The sequence below is a fragment of the Massilia sp. Dwa41.01b genome (genome assembly GCF_014171775.1).
Lineage (GTDB): Bacteria > Pseudomonadota > Gammaproteobacteria > Burkholderiales > Burkholderiaceae_D > Telluria.
The window spans coordinates 4036474-4051191 of the sequence record NZ_CP050454.1; the positions used below are offsets into that span (position 1 = coordinate 4036474).

The 14718-nt window shown below is 67.1% G+C and carries 18 protein-coding genes and 1 pseudogene; 15 read left to right on the forward strand and 4 right to left on the reverse strand.

Features of this window, described 5'->3' with window-relative positions:
- Positions 1–103 precede the first annotated feature (103 nt).
- Both G4G28_RS18565 and G4G28_RS18570 read left to right on the forward strand, forming a co-directional pair.
- On the forward strand, positions 104–448 hold the full coding sequence (locus tag G4G28_RS18565) for a PadR family transcriptional regulator (RefSeq protein ID WP_182989412.1): 345 nt from the start codon (positions 104–106) through the stop codon (positions 446–448).
- Positions 445–969: a DUF2812 domain-containing protein gene (locus tag G4G28_RS18570; protein ID WP_182989413.1), complete on the forward strand. Its 525-nt coding sequence runs from the start codon at positions 445–447 to the stop codon at positions 967–969. The genes G4G28_RS18565 and G4G28_RS18570 overlap by 4 nt, the downstream gene beginning before the upstream one ends.
- Positions 970–1063: 94 nt before the next feature.
- Here the strand turns inward: G4G28_RS18570 and G4G28_RS18575 are convergent, their stop codons facing one another.
- Positions 1064–1483, reverse strand: a complete 420-nt coding sequence (locus tag G4G28_RS18575; RefSeq protein WP_183107695.1) for a hypothetical protein — start codon at positions 1481–1483, stop codon at positions 1064–1066.
- On the opposite strand from G4G28_RS18575, the gene G4G28_RS18580 reads away from it, so the two are divergent.
- The 5 genes and pseudogenes from G4G28_RS18580 (at position 1464) to G4G28_RS29415 (ending at position 4398) form a co-directional block, all read left to right on the forward strand.
- The gene (locus G4G28_RS18580) at positions 1464–2474 is read left to right on the forward strand and encodes an alpha/beta fold hydrolase (protein ID WP_183107696.1); all 1011 of its coding nucleotides are present in this window, start codon (positions 1464–1466) and stop codon (positions 2472–2474) included. The genes G4G28_RS18575 and G4G28_RS18580 overlap by 20 nt on opposite strands.
- A 10-nt stretch (positions 2475–2484) precedes the next feature.
- Positions 2485–2903 (forward strand): annotated as a pseudogene (locus G4G28_RS26730) (ATP-binding cassette domain-containing protein); the annotation flags it as partial.
- A 75-nt stretch (positions 2904–2978) separates the two neighbouring features.
- Positions 2979–3218 (forward strand): hypothetical protein, encoded by a 240-nt coding sequence (locus tag G4G28_RS26735; RefSeq protein WP_229508128.1) that lies wholly within the window; start codon positions 2979–2981, stop codon positions 3216–3218.
- Complete coding sequence (locus G4G28_RS29410) at positions 3215–3877, forward strand: hypothetical protein (RefSeq protein ID WP_374039743.1); 663 nt, start codon at positions 3215–3217, stop codon at positions 3875–3877. Before G4G28_RS26735 ends, G4G28_RS29410 begins: the two co-directional genes overlap by 4 nt.
- Positions 3778–4398, forward strand: a complete 621-nt coding sequence (locus tag G4G28_RS29415; RefSeq protein WP_374039744.1) for an ABC transporter permease — start codon at positions 3778–3780, stop codon at positions 4396–4398. Before G4G28_RS29410 ends, G4G28_RS29415 begins: the two co-directional genes overlap by 100 nt.
- A gap of 48 nt (positions 4399–4446) precedes the next feature.
- On the opposite strand, the gene G4G28_RS18595 is transcribed toward G4G28_RS29415, so the two are convergent.
- On the reverse strand, positions 4447–4647 hold the full coding sequence (locus tag G4G28_RS18595) for a hypothetical protein (protein WP_182989416.1): 201 nt from the start codon (positions 4645–4647) through the stop codon (positions 4447–4449).
- A 108-nt stretch (positions 4648–4755) separates the two neighbouring features.
- Here G4G28_RS18595 and G4G28_RS18600 point away from each other — a divergent pair, with 108 nt between their 5' ends.
- The 8 genes from G4G28_RS18600 to G4G28_RS18635 all read left to right on the forward strand — a co-directional run bounded on the left by G4G28_RS18600 (position 4756) and on the right by G4G28_RS18635 (position 12675).
- On the forward strand, positions 4756–5994 hold the full coding sequence (locus tag G4G28_RS18600) for a putative Na+/H+ antiporter (RefSeq protein WP_229507716.1): 1239 nt from the start codon (positions 4756–4758) through the stop codon (positions 5992–5994).
- Between the two features lie 11 nt (positions 5995–6005).
- Positions 6006–6443 (forward strand): DUF86 domain-containing protein, encoded by a 438-nt coding sequence (locus G4G28_RS18605; RefSeq protein WP_182989417.1) that lies wholly within the window; start codon positions 6006–6008, stop codon positions 6441–6443.
- A 252-nt stretch (positions 6444–6695) separates the two neighbouring features.
- Positions 6696–8723 carry a TonB-dependent siderophore receptor gene (locus tag G4G28_RS18610; RefSeq protein WP_229507717.1) on the forward strand — a complete coding sequence of 676 codons (2028 nt, stop codon included), beginning with the start codon at positions 6696–6698 and terminating at the stop codon, positions 8721–8723.
- Positions 8724–8725: 2 nt separating this feature from the next.
- Entirely contained in the window at positions 8726–9241 is a 516-nt protein-coding gene (locus G4G28_RS18615) for a YfiR family protein (protein ID WP_183107697.1), read from the forward strand.
- Positions 9238–9603: a CHASE sensor domain-containing protein gene (locus G4G28_RS18620; protein WP_183107698.1), complete on the forward strand. Its 366-nt coding sequence runs from the start codon at positions 9238–9240 to the stop codon at positions 9601–9603. Before G4G28_RS18615 ends, G4G28_RS18620 begins: the two co-directional genes overlap by 4 nt.
- Positions 9600–11081 (forward strand): bifunctional diguanylate cyclase/phosphodiesterase, encoded by a 1482-nt coding sequence (locus G4G28_RS18625; protein WP_183107699.1) that lies wholly within the window; start codon positions 9600–9602, stop codon positions 11079–11081. The genes G4G28_RS18620 and G4G28_RS18625 overlap by 4 nt, the downstream gene beginning before the upstream one ends.
- 18 nt (positions 11082–11099) lie before the next feature.
- Complete coding sequence (locus G4G28_RS18630) at positions 11100–12251, forward strand: diguanylate cyclase (RefSeq protein ID WP_182989423.1); 1152 nt, start codon at positions 11100–11102, stop codon at positions 12249–12251.
- Between the two features lie 187 nt (positions 12252–12438).
- Positions 12439–12675 carry a hypothetical protein gene (locus G4G28_RS18635; protein ID WP_182989424.1) on the forward strand — a complete coding sequence of 79 codons (237 nt, stop codon included), beginning with the start codon at positions 12439–12441 and terminating at the stop codon, positions 12673–12675.
- A 69-nt stretch (positions 12676–12744) separates the two neighbouring features.
- Here G4G28_RS18635 and G4G28_RS18640 read toward each other — a convergent pair whose 3' ends face one another.
- The gene (locus tag G4G28_RS18640) at positions 12745–13638 is read right to left on the reverse strand and encodes an RMD1 family protein (protein WP_183107701.1); all 894 of its coding nucleotides are present in this window, start codon (positions 13636–13638) and stop codon (positions 12745–12747) included.
- A gap of 153 nt (positions 13639–13791) precedes the next feature.
- The gene (locus G4G28_RS18645; protein ID WP_183107702.1) at positions 13792–14718 is read right to left on the reverse strand and encodes a ferritin-like domain-containing protein; all 927 of its coding nucleotides are present in this window, start codon (positions 14716–14718) and stop codon (positions 13792–13794) included.

A 14718-nucleotide genomic window follows, 5' to 3' on the forward strand; every position in this document is an offset into this window, starting at 1 on the left:
ACAAGCAAATTTCCAGTGCTACTATGTCGTTACCCGATATATCGGGATTCAATGCATCGGCACCAGATGTATCGGATGTCAATGCAGATAATGAGGAGCGCACATGGCAGTCAACGAGTATTCGAAATACCTTCCCTTGTCCGAGGCGACCTATTACATCCTGGTCGCCCTCGACGAACCCCTGCATGGCTACGCCATCATGCAAAAGGTCGAGGCGATGAGCGAAGGCACGGTGGTCATCGGGCCGGGCACCCTGTACGGCGCCTTTACCACGCTGGAAAAGCAGGGCCTGATCGCGATGGTCAAGGAAGAAGCACGCCGCAAGTCCTATGCCCTCACGGACCGCGGGCGGGATGTGCTGGCGGAACAACTGCGTCGTTTGGACATCATGGTTCGCAGTGGCAAAGAGGCCGCTGCGTCGTCGTCGAAAAAGGAAGGTGGGGTATGAAGGATCAACTGGTTAGCAAATTCAAGTATTTCTGGGACGATGACGACTACCTGATCGAACGCTGGCTGGAAGACATGGCGCGCCAGGGCCTGCACCTGCAGGGCGTGGACTCCCTGCGCACCCGCTTCGTCTTCCAGCGCGGCGAGCCGATGGAGATGACCTACCGGCTCGATTTCCAGATGAATACCGTGTCGCCGGACTATCTCCAATTGTTCGCCGACGCCGGCTGGGAGCGTGTCGATACATCGTTCGGCTGGCAGTTCTGGCGCGCCCCGGCGCAAGCCGGGCGCACGCGCGAAATCTTTACCGACACCGAATCGCGCATCGCCAAGTACCAGCGCCTGCTGGGCTTGTTTGGCATCTGCTATGGGCTCTATTTCATCACGATGGTCAACAAGGGCGCGCGCGCGTGGGATACGCTTTTCGAGATCGCCCTCAATCTGGTCATGATGGCCGTCGGTGTCTATGCGACGGTGCGCCTGGTAGTGCGCATACGCAAGCTGCGCAATCCCGAGTCTTAGGGCAAGGCCGGCGGTGCCAGCAGCCGCCACGCATCTTCCAGCTGATCCTCAGCTAATCCAGCTCTTCAAGGAGTTTCAAATGAAATCCCGGATTTCATGGGCGCTGCTCGCCCTGATGTTTTGCCTGCCCGGCCTGTCGCAGGCGGCCATGGCGCCAGGGCGCGACTGCCACCTGCCCGGCAGCCAGGAGTCCTTGCGCTGCCATGCCATCGCGGTTTCGCTCGACCCGCAACGCCAGGATGGCACCCAGCTCCAGCTGCATGTGACGGTCGCGCCGGCGTTTCGCCAGGGCGCAAGCAAGGATCCCCTGTTCGTGCTGGCGGGCGGGCCAGGCCAGGCCGGCTCGGACCTGGTGGCGCTGCTCGGCCCCGTCTTCCAGCGCGTGCGCGCCACCCGCGACATCGTCTTCATCGACCAGCGCGGCACCGGCCTGTCCGGCAAGCTGCGCTGCCCTGGCGCCCCCGTCGGCGAAGCCACCAGCGACGCCGCACTGCATGCCGCCTTCGCGCTGCATCGGCACCCTGCCGCATCCCCTCGGGTTCTATACCACCGCGCATGCGGCGCACGACCTCGAACGGGTGCGCCTGGCGCTGGGCTATGGCAAGGTGAACGTCTTCGGCGGCTCCTACGGCACCCGTCTCGGACAGAGCTATGCGCGCAGCTATCCCGGCAGCGTGCGCGCGCTCATCCTCGACGGCGTCGCCGCTCCCGAACGTGTGATTCCGGTCGCTGCCGCAAGCGCCCAGCGCGCGCTGGACGGTGTGTTCGCTCGCTGCGCGGCCGACGCGGCCTGTGCCGACGCCTTCCCCGGCCTGCGCGCCGAGTTCGATACCTTGCTGGCGCGCGTGAATGCCGGCAGCGTCACGCTAGCGTTCGCCCATCCGCGCACGGCGCAGCCCACCCGCCTGCCGCTGTCGAACATGCACTTCGTGTACACGATCCAGCGCAGCCTGTATTCGGCGCGCGACAGCCATCGCCTGCCTTACCTGATCCACAGTGCCCATCAGGGAAACTGGGGGCCTTTCCTCGCGCGCAGCCATGCCGACACCGATTATTCGCCGGAGGGCCCGCTCGCCATGCCGCTGCTCGTGGCCATCCTCTGCGCGGAAGACATCCCGCGCCTGACGCTTGAACAGCGCGAGGCCGACGAGCGCGGCTCCTTCCTGCGCGGCCATGCGCAGCGGCTCGCCGCGCTCTGTCCGCTGGCCGGGGTATCCGCCGCTGCGACGCCCCCGAACACGCCCATCCACGCCCCCGTCCTGCTGCTCTCCGGCGCACTCGACCCGGTCACGCCGCCCGACGGCGCCACCAGCGCCGCCAGGACCATGACGCATGCGCAGCACCTGGTTGCGCGCCATGCCGCCCACGGCGTCTCCGGCCTGGGCGACACGCCACGGCTGCTGCGCGCCTTCCTCGACGAACCAACCCGGGCGCTGGACAAGCGCGGCCTGGACGACATCCCCCTGCCGCCGTTCCAGCTCGACCACGCCGGCACCCATCCATGAAGGACGCACCATGATCGAAGCACACGACATCCACAAACGTTTCGGCGCGGTGCATGCCCTGTCGGGCGTGAGTTTCCGCGCCGCCGACGGCAAGGCCACTGCGCTGCTGGGCCCGAACGGCGCCGGCAAGACCACGCTGATGCGCACCCTTGTCGGCCTGCTCGGCCGCGACCGCGGCCAGGTAGCGATCGACGGCATCGACCCGGCCGTCGATCCGCTGGGCGCGCCCCGCCACATCGGCCTCCTGACCGACCAGTTCGGCCTCTACGAACGCCTGAGCACCCGCGAGTACCTGCGCTATTTCGGCCAGATCAACGGCATGGACAAGGCAGCCATCGCGCGCCGCACCGACGAGGTGACCGAACTACTGGGCCTGGAAGACATCCTGGACCGCGCTGCCAGGGCTTCTCGCAGGGCCAGCGCATCAAGGTGGCGCTGGCCAGGACCCTGCTGCACCGGCCGCGCAACCTGCTGCTCGACGAGCCCACGCGCGGCCTGGACGTGATGAGCACGCGGGCCTTGCGGCGCGCACTGGCGGCCCTGCGCGCCGAGGGCTGCTGCATCATCCTCGCCACCCACGTGATGCAGGAAGTGACGCAATTGTGCGACGACGTGATCGTCATCGCCCAAGGGCGGACCGTGGCGCAAGGATCGCCGCAGGAACTGTGCAGGCAAACCGGTATCGCCAGCCTGGAGGATGCCTTTGTCCACCTGGTCGGCACGGAAGAAGGAATCGCAGCATGACCCCGCTCTGGATCGTCGTACTGATGAAGGAATTGCTCGAGGCGCTGCGCGACAGGCGTACGCTGGGCATGTTGCTGATGCTGACCCTGGTCTACCCGGCGGTGATCGGCCTGATCCTGAAGAACATGATCGCGCGTGGATCGCCCGACGCGAAAGCCGGTATCGAGCTGGTCGTCATCGGCGGCGGGCAGGCGCCGAACCTGCTGGCGCAGCTGCGCGAGAAAAAGGTGCTCGTCAGCGAGCGCGGTCCGATGATGGCTGCCGACATCAAGACACTGCTGCGCGAGAAGAAGGCCGCCGGCGTGCTCCGGCTCGGCGCCGAGTTCACCGGCTACTATGCCGAGCTGCGCCCCGCGCCGATCGAGCTGTGGTTCGATTCGTCGATCGAACGGCGCGAGCAGCGCCTCGAGGTCGAAAACATCCTGCGCGACTACGCCAACGGCATCGCGGGCGCGCGCCTGGAAGCCCGCGGCGTCTCGCCGGTCGTCCTGTCCCCCTGCGGCTGGAACGCTACGATACCGGCAGCGACAGCGGCGCTTCCAGCGGCCGCATCGGCACCATGCTGGGCATGTTCTTCGTGCCGGTATTCCTGTTCGGCCTGTCGCTGGCCATCGACAGCACCGCCGGCGAACGCGAGCGCCGTTCGCTCGAGGTGTTGATGGCCCAGCCGATGCCTGCGCGCGACCTGGTCCTGGGCAAGTGGCTGGCAGTCTCCCTGCTCGCCGCGCTCGGCCTGGTGGTCGAACTGGTCGTCGCCCACGGCATGCTGTCGACCCTGTCGCTGGAAGAGATCGGCATGTCCTGGCACCTGGGCCTGCCGATGCTGGCCGCCGTCGTGCTGACCGCGCTGCCCCTGTGCCTGCTGGTGGGCGCGGTCCAGGTGGCGATGGCGATGAACTCCAAAACCTTCAAGGAAGCGCAGGCCACCGCCAGCGTCGTCACCCTGCTGCCGATCGTGCCGCTGATCGCCGTTCCCATGCTCGGGCTGGGCACGCAACCGTGGATGTACGCGGTGCCGGTGCTGTCGAACCAGGTCATGCTGCAGTCGCTGGCATCGAACCAGGCGCCAGGCCTGCTGCCTTTCCTGCTGACCTGCGTGCCGCCGCTGCTGGCGGCATGTGGGGCAGCTGCGTTTGCGATGCGCAGGATGCGCAGCGAGCAGTATGTGATGGGGATTTGAGACCTTGGCCGGATCTGGTGATCCGGCTCAAACGCCTGGGATAAAAGTTCATCCAGAGCGCTGAACGATAATGTAGAGGTGCTTCTGCGGGTGCTGGTCGAATTCCAGGTGCCTGCACACGCATCCGGCGTCGCCGATCACCGCGAGCAGCCCGGGTATGCCCAGGCTGCCGTAGTAGACCTCGGGACCCATGGTCGAATCGACATGCTCGGCAGGCGCGTCCAGCCCGCCGGTCGAGAAAATGAACACGCCTTCACAAGCCTGCCCGTCCCCTCATCAAAGGTGAAATAATAACGCTTCATCCATTATTTCCCTGACAATGACCAGATCCCCTTCACCTGCCCGGGAGCCGCGCCGATGACGACCATCCAGCTGGTCGGCGCCATCCTGTTCGCCTGCGCGCTCGTGCACACCTTCAGCGCCAAGCTGTTCGAGCGCCTCGCCGACCGCTATCCGCGCCATGAGGGACTGTTCCACCTGCTGGGCGAAGTCGAGGCCGTATTCGGCTTCTGGGCCTTCATCCTGATCGTCGCCATGGCCCTGATCAGCGGCGGCGACGCGGCGGTGGAGTATGCCGAGTCGCGCCACTTCACCGAACCGCTGTTCGTGTTCACGGTGATGGTGATCGCCGCCTCGCGTCCCATCCTCGACGCCGTCGACGTCCTGCTGCGCACGGTCGCGCGCCTGGCGCCAGTGCGCACCGAGGTGGCGCTGGCCTGGCTCGGCCTGGGCCTGGTGCCGCTGGCCGGTTCGCTCATCACCGAGCCGGTCCGCGATGACGCTGGCGGCCCTGATGCTCGCGCCCCAGGTGTTCCGCCCCGGCATACCGGAGTGGCTGAAGTACGGCGCCCGGGCGTGCTGTTCGTGAACGTGTCGATCGGCGGCACCCTCACCTCGTATGCCGCGCCGCCGGTGCTGATGGTGGCCGGTACCTGGGGCTGGGACAGCGCCTACATGCTGGCTCACTTCGGCTGGCGCGCCGCGCTGGCCGTCTTCATCAACGCCAGCGTCGTCACCTTTTTGCTGCGTCCGCACCTGAAGCCCGCAAGCGGCGAGGCGCGCGAGAGCGTGCCCCTGAAGGTATCGGCGATCCACATGGCCTTCCTGGCCGCGGTGGTGCTGCTGGCGCACCATCCGGTGCTCTTCCTCGGCCTGTTCCTGCTGTTCCTGGGCTTTACCCAGGCCTATGAACGCCACCAGTCGCCGCTGATCCTGAAGGAAGGCCTGCTGGTCGGCTTCTTCCTCGCCGGCCTGGTCGTCCTGGGCGGGATGCAGCAGTGGTGGCTGCAGCCGATCGTGTCGAACCTGGGGCCGACCGCCCTGTTCTTCGGTGCGCTGGCCCTGACGGCAATCACCGACAATGCGGCGCTGACCTATCTCGGCTCCCTGATCGCCGGATTGTCCGAACACGCCAGGTACATGCTGGTGGCGGGCGCCGTGGCCGGCGGCGGCCTGACCGTGATCGCGAACGCCCCGAATCCGGCCGGCGCCGCGCTCTTGCGGCGCGGCTTCAACGACGAGTCGATCGGCACGCTCGGCCTGCTGGCGGGTGCAGCCGGGCCGACGCTGGTGGCGGCACTGTTATTCCTGATCTAAAAGGAGAAGGCATGGACGAGACTATCTTGATCGGCAAAATCGGCACCATCGAACGCTGCTGCCGCCGCGCCCGCGAGGAATACGAGAAGGACCCGACCACCTTTGTCGGCGACATCACGCGCCAGGACGCGGCCACGCTCAACGTGATCCGCACCTGGGAAGCGGCCATCGAGATGGGCGACTACATCCTGGCGCTTGCCAACCTGGGTACCCCGCACGACGAACGCGAGGTGATTACCCTGCTGGCCGAGAACGGCTGGATCGAGCCCACGCTGGCCGAAGACCTGAAGCGCACCGGGGAATTCTGCCGCGCCGAATGGGACCACCAGGCCGCGCCCCTGCCGGCGCTGGTCACCATCATCAAGCGCGGGCTCGACGATTTCGCCGCGTATGGCCAGGCCCTGCTGGCCGGTGTGGCGGCACTGCCGGGCGCCCCCGTAGCAGACTGAGCGAACCACGCGGTTCCGGCCCTGCAAGGAACTGGCGGCGCACGCCGCATTGGCCTTTGCCATCATGGTGTGGACGAACTGAAAACAGCCGGACCGCCGCTGCGCCAGGATAGCCTCCCTACGCCGCCACCCGTGTTGTATTTGTGCCGGTTTGATCCCACAAATCGAACAAAGCGGCAACCCAACTGGTATGATCTGGTTCCATAAAGCAACTTTTCTTGCGTTGGCGTAGCCAGAACGCCTTTCCCTCACATGAATTTTTCTTCCTTGACGCCCGTTCGCGCCCGCGCTGCCATCTTCTCCGCAGTCGCGAGCCTGCTGGCCTGCCCGGCCCACGCCGCGCCGGAGGAAGCGCCACGTCCCGAGAACCTGGCCGGGCTGCCGCTGGAACAGCTGCTGGCCATGCGCACGGTCAGCGCCGCGTCGAAGTTCGAACAGCTGATCAGCGAAGCGCCCTCGGCGGTGGTCGTCCTGACTGCGGCCGACATCAAGGCCTACGGCTGGCGCACCCTGGCCGATGCGCTCGCGACCTTGCCGGGCGTGTACGTCACCAGCGACAAGAACTACAGCTACGTGGGCGCGCGCGGGTTCCTGCGCCCCGGCGACTACAACAGCCGCTTCCTGCTGCTGGTCGACGGTGCGCGCACCAACGACGCCGTGTACGGCCAGGCCTCGATCGGCTACGAAGGCCTGATCGACATGGACATGGTGCAGCGGATCGAATTCGTGCCCGGTCCCGGTTCGGCCGTCTACGGTTCGAATGCCCTGTTTGGCGTGATCAACGTGGTCACCAAGGATGGCAGCGACCTGAAGGGCGCACAAATCGCCGTCGGCACGGGCAGCCTGGGCGAGCGCAAGCTGCGGGCGAGCTGGGGCTGGCATGGCCAGAACGGCGCCGACCTGGTGCTCTCGGCCAGCAGCTATGGCCGCGATGGCGAGAACCTGTACTACCCCGAATACGACACGCCGGACCAGAACAGGGGCGTCGCCGAAGGGCTCGATTACGAGCGTGCCCACAATTTCCTGGTCAAGGCCAGCTATGCCGGCCTCACCCTGTCGGCCAGCCACGTGCGCCGCACCAAGGGCGTGCCGACCGGCTCGTTCGGCGCCGTCTTCAACACGTCCAACTGGACGGTGGACGCCCAGAGCATGATCAGCCTGGCCTATGCCCGCGACATCAGCCCGACCGTGAACCTGTCGGCCCAGGCCACCTGGGGCAAGGCCGACTACCTCGGCATTGGCGACTATCCGGGCGACACGCGCGCGCAGGTCACGAACGTCGATGGCGACCATGCGCGCTGGTACGGCGCCAGCGTGCAGGCCACGGTCACCACGCTGCCGCGCAACAAATTCGTCTTCGGCGCCGAACTCGGGCGCGATGCCCGGCGCGACCAGTTCAACTTCGACGTGGAACCGTTCCGCCAGCTGCTCGACGAACGCCGCAGCGCCAACCGCAGCGGCCTGTTCTTCGCCGACGAGATCCGCGTCTCGAACAACCTGCTGCTGAACCTGGGCGTGCGCCACGACCGCCACAGCACCGGCACGCGCAGCACCAGCCCGCGCGCGGCCCTGCTCTACAAGCTCACGCCCGCCGACACCGTCAAGCTGATCTACGGCACCTCGTTCCGCGTGCCCAATGCCTACGAGCTGTACTACGCCTATTCGCTGCCGGTCGAAGCGGGCAGCCAGATCACGAATCCGGACCTCGGCCATGAACGCATCCGCACTGTCGAAACGGTGCTCGAACACGCGCTCGGCAGCGCCGGCCATGCCACCTTCTCGGTCTTCCAGTACGACATGCGCGGCCTGATCACCCAGCAGGCCGACGAGGAGACCGGCGCCCTGGTGTTCCGGAATGTCGCCCAGGCGCGCGCGACCGGCGCCGAAGCCGCCCTCGAACGCCTGATCGGCGGCGGCGCCCGCGTGCGCGCCAGCTATGCCTGGCAGCGCTCGCACGACGGCAATGGCGCCGCCCTGGTCAGTTCGCCGCGCCACCTGGCCAAGCTCAACGCCGTCGTGCCGCTCGCGGCCAATACCCGGCTCGGCGGCGAAGTGCAGTGCATGTCCTCGCGCCTGACCGAGCATGCCCGCACCGGCGGCTATTGCCTGGCCAACCTGACCCTGGTGAGCAGCGAGGTGTTCGCCGGCGCCGACCTCTCGCTCGGCATCCGCAACGCGACCGACCAGCGCTACGCCGACCCGGCCGGCCCCGCCTTCGTGCAGGAAGCCGTGGCACGCGAAGGCCGCACCCTGCACGCCCGCCTGTCTTACCAGTTCTGACCATGACGCCGCGCGCCTTCATCCCTGTCGTCTGCACCGCGCTGGCCCTGCTGGCGCAGCTCGCGCTGCTGGCACCCGTGCCGGCATGGGCGCAGGTGCGCGATGTCGACCTGAAGGCGGCGTATATCTACAACTTCGTCCAGTTCACCACCTGGCCGGAACTGGGCCGCGCCAGGGAACCCTTCTTTGTCTGCGCCAGTCCCGACAGCGCCCTGTGGGCCAGCCTGCAGGCCTTCAACGGCAAACCCGTCAACAACCGCGCCTGGAGTACGGTCGATGCGGGCAGCCGCCTGAAAGCGGGCAGCTGCGACGTGCTGGTGCTGGCGCGCGCCGCCGACCGGCCGGCCCCGGCGCAGGGCACGCTGGTCGTGCGCGACGGCGCCGGCCGCGGCATGGCCGCCATCACCCTGGTCGACGGCGACGAGCAGATCCGCTTCGACATCAATACCGACGAAGCCACGCGCAGCGGCCTGCGCTTCAGCTCGAAACTGCTGCGCCTGGCGCGCAACGTGACATGACCCGCCCGCGCACACCCCGCAAGTTCCATCTGTCGAAGATGCTGGGCACGGGCCAGCTCACGACCGCCGTCGCCGCCCTTGGCGTGGCCGGCTTCATCCTGCTGGGCTATCAGTTCATCTCGCTGCGCCAGACCCTGACGGCCGACGTGACGGTGCACGCGGCGATCATGGCCGACAATATCGCCGCCTCGCTGATGTTCCGCGACAGCGAGGCCGCCACCGAAATGCTGCGCTCGTTCCGGCCTGCTCCCTTTCTCCAGGAAGCGGCCGTGTTCGACCGCGGGGGCAAGATCTTCGCCTGGTACCGCCGCGACGGCGCCGCCGCCCCCGTTCCCAGTTCTGGATCGAACCGGTCGCCGTGACGCGCCCGGTGGTCTACCGCGGCACCGAACTGGGGCAGGTGCGCCTGGTGGCCGATACCAGCGGCATCCGCGACAGCCTGTGGCGCTACGGCACGCTGCTGGGGCTCGCCTTCCTCGGCGCGCTGGTGACGAGCGGCCTGGTGTCGCGCAAGATGCGCTCGCGCATGGCCAGGGCCGAACGCGAACTGGCGTATCTCGCCTATACCGACCCCGTGACCGACCTGCCGAACCGCCGCGCCGGCCACGAGGCGCTCGACACGATGATCGAGCGCGCGCGCATCAAGGGAGAAAAGGTCGGCCTGCTCCTGATCGACCTGGACAACTTCAAGGTCGTCAACGACACCGCCGGCCATGACGCCGGCGACCATCTGCTGCGCCTGGTTGCCGGCCTGCTGCGCGACCAGACCCGCGAGACCGACCTGGTGGCGCGCATCGGCGGCGACGAGTTCGTCGTCATCGCCGGCCCGCTGCACGGATCCGACGAGCTGCATGTGCTTGCCGAGCGCATCATCGCCGCCCTGCAGCAGCCGCTGCAGCTGGACGGCCTCGAGTTCGTCGCCACCGCCAGCATCGGCTCGGCGGTGTTTCCCGACGATGCCGACAGCGCGCCGGAACTGGTCAGCAATGCCGACACCGCGCTGTACGACGCCAAGGATGCAGGCCGCAACCGCCTGGGCCAGTTCCGCCGCGAGATGATCGTCGCGGCCCAGCGCCGCGCCCAGCTCGAGCGCGACCTGCGGCGCGCACTCGAGCACGGCGCACTGGACGTGTTCTACCAGCCGCAGTTCGACTGCCCCTCGCGCACCCTCGTCGGCGTGGAGGCGCTGGTGCGCTGGAAGCATCCGGAGCACGGCTATATCGGCCCGGACGAATTCATCCCGATCGCCGAGCAGAGCGGCCTGATCGGCGAACTGGGCCGCTTCGTGCTCGAGCGCGCCTGCGTCGATATCCACGCCCTCGGCGAATACACGGGCCTGCCCCTGACGGTGGCGGTGAACGTGTCGGCACGCCAGTTCCGCGAGGACGAGTTCCTGCAGGTGGTGCAGGACATCCTGGCGCGCTCCGGCCTGCCGGCCGAACGGCTCGAGCTCGAGCTGACCGAAAGCGTGCTGATGGACGACGTCACCCGCGCGGTCGACTTCATGCATGCCATCCGCCGGCTCGGCGTGCGCATGTCGATCGACGACTTCGGCACCGGCTACTCGTCCCTCTCTTACCTGCAGTCCTTCCCGATCGACCAGCTGAAACTCGACCGCAGCTTCGTGCGCCCGCTGCCGGCCGGCGGCGCGACCCTGGCCAGTGCCGTGATCGCGCTGGCGCACGGCTTCAACCTGGCCGTGGTCGCCGAAGGCGTGGAAACGCCGGAGCAGCTGGCCTGGCTGCAGGCGGCGGGCTGCGATGTGGCGCAGGGCTACCTGCTGGGCCGCCCCATGCCGATCGACGCGCTGCGCGAGCAGGTCGCGGCGGTAGTCGTCTGAGTGCATCGAACGACCTTCATGACAGACCACCAGCCTGCCCGTGCCGACGATGTGCGTGGGCACCAGAAGACCCGTCGGCACAGGATGCTGATCGGATCGCTGTCCTACCTGTTCACCCTGTCGCTGGTGGTCGCGTTCTGGTACCGCGGCGATTATGGGTTCGATATCGTGCGCAACTACGTGCTCGCCGTATCCGCACTCGTCGCCACCTTCTATCTCCTGATCCGCAGCGATATCAACCTGCGCTTCGCCGACCCGAGCATGACCCTGGCGCAGGTCACCACGTCCATCCTGCCGGCGTTCTACGTGATGTATCACTCCCAGGACTCCCGTCCGGTATGCATGATGCTGTGCTTCTCCGCGGCGATGTATGGACTGTTCCAGTTCCGCATGCGCGACTTTCTCGTGCTGAGCTTCGTGGTCAGCGGTGGCTATGCCGCCCTGATTGCCCTCATCTATTTCACCAGGCCGGGTGAAATCCACCTGCAGCTGGAAATCCTGCTGTGGTGCGCACTCACGGCCACCTTCCTGCAGTTCAGCGGCCTGGGCGGCTACATTTCCAGCCTGCGCCACAAGGTCAAGGGGCATTACAAGGAACTGGCGACGCGTAACGCCGAGCTCGAGCAGGCCCTGCTGCGCATCCAGGAACTGGCCATGCACGACGAACTGACCGGCGTCTTCAATCGCCGCTTCCTGATGGAGACGATTCGTGCGGAAAAGCTGCGCGCCGACCGCACCGGCGAGGTATTCACGGTCGCCCTCCTCGACGTCGATCATTTCAAGAGCGTCAACGACCGCTTCGGCCACCTGGCGGGCGACCGCGTCCTGCAGGCGATCGCCCGGACCGCGAGCGGCGCGCTGCGCCAGACCGATTACTTCGGCCGCTACGGCGGCGAGGAGTTCGCGCTGCTGCTCACCAGTACGGATGCCGCAAGCGCCCGCGTCACGGCCGAGCGGGTGCGCGAGGCGATCGCGGCCTTGTCCCTTGCCGACATTGCTCCCGGCTTCCGGGTGACCGTCTCGATCGGCATCGCCGAGGCATGTCCGGACGAGAGCAACGAAATGACCTTCAAGCGTGCCGATGACGCCTTGTACCGGGCCAAGGAAGCGGGGCGCAACCGCTGTGTCCTTGCCGATGAAGCGGCCGAGGATGCAAGCGTGCACGGCTGATCGCGGCAGCGGACTGGCAAACAGGCATCTTGCATGGCTTTCAATGGGACATTTTGTCCGGATGCAGGGGAGCCGCTTTTCAGTAGAATGTCCTGGCAGGTGCGGCAATCCATCCTCCGATGGCGGCCGCCAAGGTCTTCTCCTCTCTCATCCGCATTCGGCACATCGCCTGGAAATACGCACCATCATGGATTGGTTCCCTATCGTTGCCGGTACGTTCAAGGTGCTCGCCCTGGGCACGGGCATGTTCTTCGCCATCAAGTGGCATTACGATCAAGGCAAGAAGGGGAAGGCGCGCGACAAGCGCGACCTGCTGCGCGCGGCCGGCAAGGTGGCAGCGGTGTTCGTGCTGGCGCTGCTGGCAATGGGGCTCCTCACTTTCGGCCTTCTCAGCACGCTCAGCCTGGACCTGGGCTTGCGGTGATGGCCAAGGCCACGCCATCGGCGCGGCCAACCCGGCACGTGGCCTGAACCCCGCCCGGGCCGCGGCGATTCAACCGATCGTCTGCCCGAAGTGGCCGTACAGCCCCAGGCACAGCTCGACGAAGATCAGCAGGAAGATCGCCTGCTCGAGCCGGTGCGAACTGTGGTAACGCATGGTTTCGACCAGGGTTTCCGAGGTATGCGACAGCGTCGTCAGCTTGCGGTCGAGCGCCTGCGCGCGGTCGTGCAGTTCGAAATCCCCTTCCAGCCTGGCGTACAGGCCCGACAGACCCGGGTTATCCCATAGCAGGTCGGGCCGGTCGAGCACACCGGCGCGGCCGTTCAGGCGGTTCTCCGCCAGCAGCATGTTGCCGGCCGCCTTCAGGAGTTCCGCCGGCTTTGCGGAAAAGCGGCCATCCTCGGCCAGGTCGCGCGCCAGCGGTTCGATGCGGTCGAAGTCGCGCGCGGCGCGGCGCTCCCGGAACGACAGCATGCTGGCCTTGGCCATCACCTCGGCAATGAGCTGCAGGCGCAGGCGGTCGGCGTTCTTGATCTTGATGCAGCTGCCCGCCGGGCCTTCTTCCTCGTCCGGGCGCACCTGGACCTGCGCCGTTTCCTCCGCGCCCGCGTCGCCCGGCCCGGAAGCATGCGCGGCAAGCGCCTGCAGCAGGCGTGCCTTCTCCTCTTTCGACGCATTGAACAGGACGATGGCGCCATAGCGGAAGACCGCGGCAATGCCGCCCTGGCCCAGTTTCACCGTGAAGGGCGAGGTGGCGATGACCTCGAAGCCGGACAGCGCCTTGAGGTCGATGCGCTCGGCCACCATGAGGGCAGTGGCGGCAAACTGCGTTCCGGCGATGAGCGGACGCTGGAAGGGCAGCTTCTCCGTTTTGAGGTGCAGGCCGGGACGGGTGCGCGGGCGTGGATTCCAGCGGATCTGTTGTCGTTCGAGGTGGCTATCCATAGTCTGTCATGTGCGCGCCGGGGAACGAGGACATGGTCCGTCGTGCCGCCTTTGCGCCGCAAGGATGCGGCATGCGGGGCGGCGCCGACGCAGCGCCGGCGCTGTCAAAACGTCATCATATCGGAACTTGCGGCGGCGCCGTTTTCGCTACGGCTACGGATGGGAGCCCGGACCCAGGCGGATCCGCGGCGGGGCGGATGGAAACGCCGCCCCTTGTCCCGGCTTGCCTTTGCCGGCCGCGGAGGCCTGCACGGCGCCATGGCTGGCGCCGTGCGGGCAGGACGACGCGCCTTTCAGGAAGTCGATCCGGGCGGCGCTATCGGTGCCGCGCCGGAGACGCCCGACATCGCCGTGCCGCTGTGCAGGGCGCGTGCGCGTCCCAGGTCGCTCAGTCCCACCGCCTCCTCGTACCAGGTCTGGATCATGGCCTGGTGCTTGCGCTCCCTGCAGCAGCGCATTGCCGAAACCTTCGACCATGTCGGCCTGCTCGTGCTCCTCCGCCAGCGCGATCAGGGTTTCCCAGCCGACGCCGTCGCTCAGTTCCGCCGTCAGGATTGCGTGCAGCGACTGCGCCAGGCTCGTACGCGGGTCGTTCAGCACCTGCACCAGGCCCATGGCCTCGACGCCGGCCATGTCCGCGCTGGGCGTCATGGCGGTCGGGTCGCCACCCATCGAGGTGATGGCGTCGCGCAGCAGCAGCGCATGGCGCGCCTCGTCGCCGCGGATGCTGGCGACGTCGTCGAGGTTGATCGAAGCCCGCCCTTCGTTGACCACCGCCAGCTTGGTCAAGAGCGCGTCGTAGAGCCGGGTCGCGGTGCGCTCCATGGCCAGGCGCTCGGCCAGCTTGTCGAGCAGGACTTGCGGCTTGTCGCCCTTGAGCATGTTGACGCCCATGCTGACCATCCCCTTCATCGTACCGGGCATCGGGATCGAACCGACGTTATCCCCTTCCGCGATATACGACTGGCGCAGCTGCGCCATCGCGGTTTCGTCGCCCGGGTGGCCCCGGGCGATGATCCTGTCGTCGTCGAGCATGGCCTTCGTTTGCAGCGGCGACATCTGCACGCCGGTCTTGTTCAT

Coding starts and splice junctions, on each gene's coding strand:
- G4G28_RS18580 (WP_183107696.1), top strand. CDS start 1,464: ATGCCGCCTTCGCGCTGCATCGGCACCCTGCCGCATCCCCTCGGGTTC.
- G4G28_RS18565 (WP_182989412.1), top strand. CDS start 104: ATGGCAGTCAACGAGTATTCGAAATACCTTCCCTTGTCCGAGGCGACC.
- G4G28_RS18640 (WP_183107701.1), bottom strand. CDS start 13,638: ATGGATAGCCACCTCGAACGACAACAGATCCGCTGGAATCCACGCCCG.
- G4G28_RS18600 (WP_229507716.1), top strand. CDS start 4,756: ATGACGACCATCCAGCTGGTCGGCGCCATCCTGTTCGCCTGCGCGCTC.
- G4G28_RS18620 (WP_183107698.1), top strand. CDS start 9,238: ATGACCCGCCCGCGCACACCCCGCAAGTTCCATCTGTCGAAGATGCTG.
- G4G28_RS26735 (WP_229508128.1), top strand. CDS start 2,979: ATGAGCACGCGGGCCTTGCGGCGCGCACTGGCGGCCCTGCGCGCCGAG.
- G4G28_RS29410 (WP_374039743.1), top strand. CDS start 3,215: ATGACCCCGCTCTGGATCGTCGTACTGATGAAGGAATTGCTCGAGGCG.
- G4G28_RS18630 (WP_182989423.1), top strand. CDS start 11,100: ATGACAGACCACCAGCCTGCCCGTGCCGACGATGTGCGTGGGCACCAG.
- G4G28_RS18635 (WP_182989424.1), top strand. CDS start 12,439: ATGGATTGGTTCCCTATCGTTGCCGGTACGTTCAAGGTGCTCGCCCTG.
- G4G28_RS18645 (WP_183107702.1), bottom strand. CDS start 14,718: ATGAACAAGACCGGCGTGCAGATGTCGCCGCTGCAAACGAAGGCCATG.
- G4G28_RS18605 (WP_182989417.1), top strand. CDS start 6,006: ATGGACGAGACTATCTTGATCGGCAAAATCGGCACCATCGAACGCTGC.
- G4G28_RS18575 (WP_183107695.1), bottom strand. CDS start 1,483: ATGCAGCGCGAAGGCGGCATGCAGTGCGGCGTCGCTGGTGGCTTCGCC.
- G4G28_RS29415 (WP_374039744.1), top strand. CDS start 3,778: ATGCTGGGCATGTTCTTCGTGCCGGTATTCCTGTTCGGCCTGTCGCTG.
- G4G28_RS18610 (WP_229507717.1), top strand. CDS start 6,696: ATGAATTTTTCTTCCTTGACGCCCGTTCGCGCCCGCGCTGCCATCTTC.
- G4G28_RS18615 (WP_183107697.1), top strand. CDS start 8,726: ATGACGCCGCGCGCCTTCATCCCTGTCGTCTGCACCGCGCTGGCCCTG.
- G4G28_RS18570 (WP_182989413.1), top strand. CDS start 445: ATGAAGGATCAACTGGTTAGCAAATTCAAGTATTTCTGGGACGATGAC.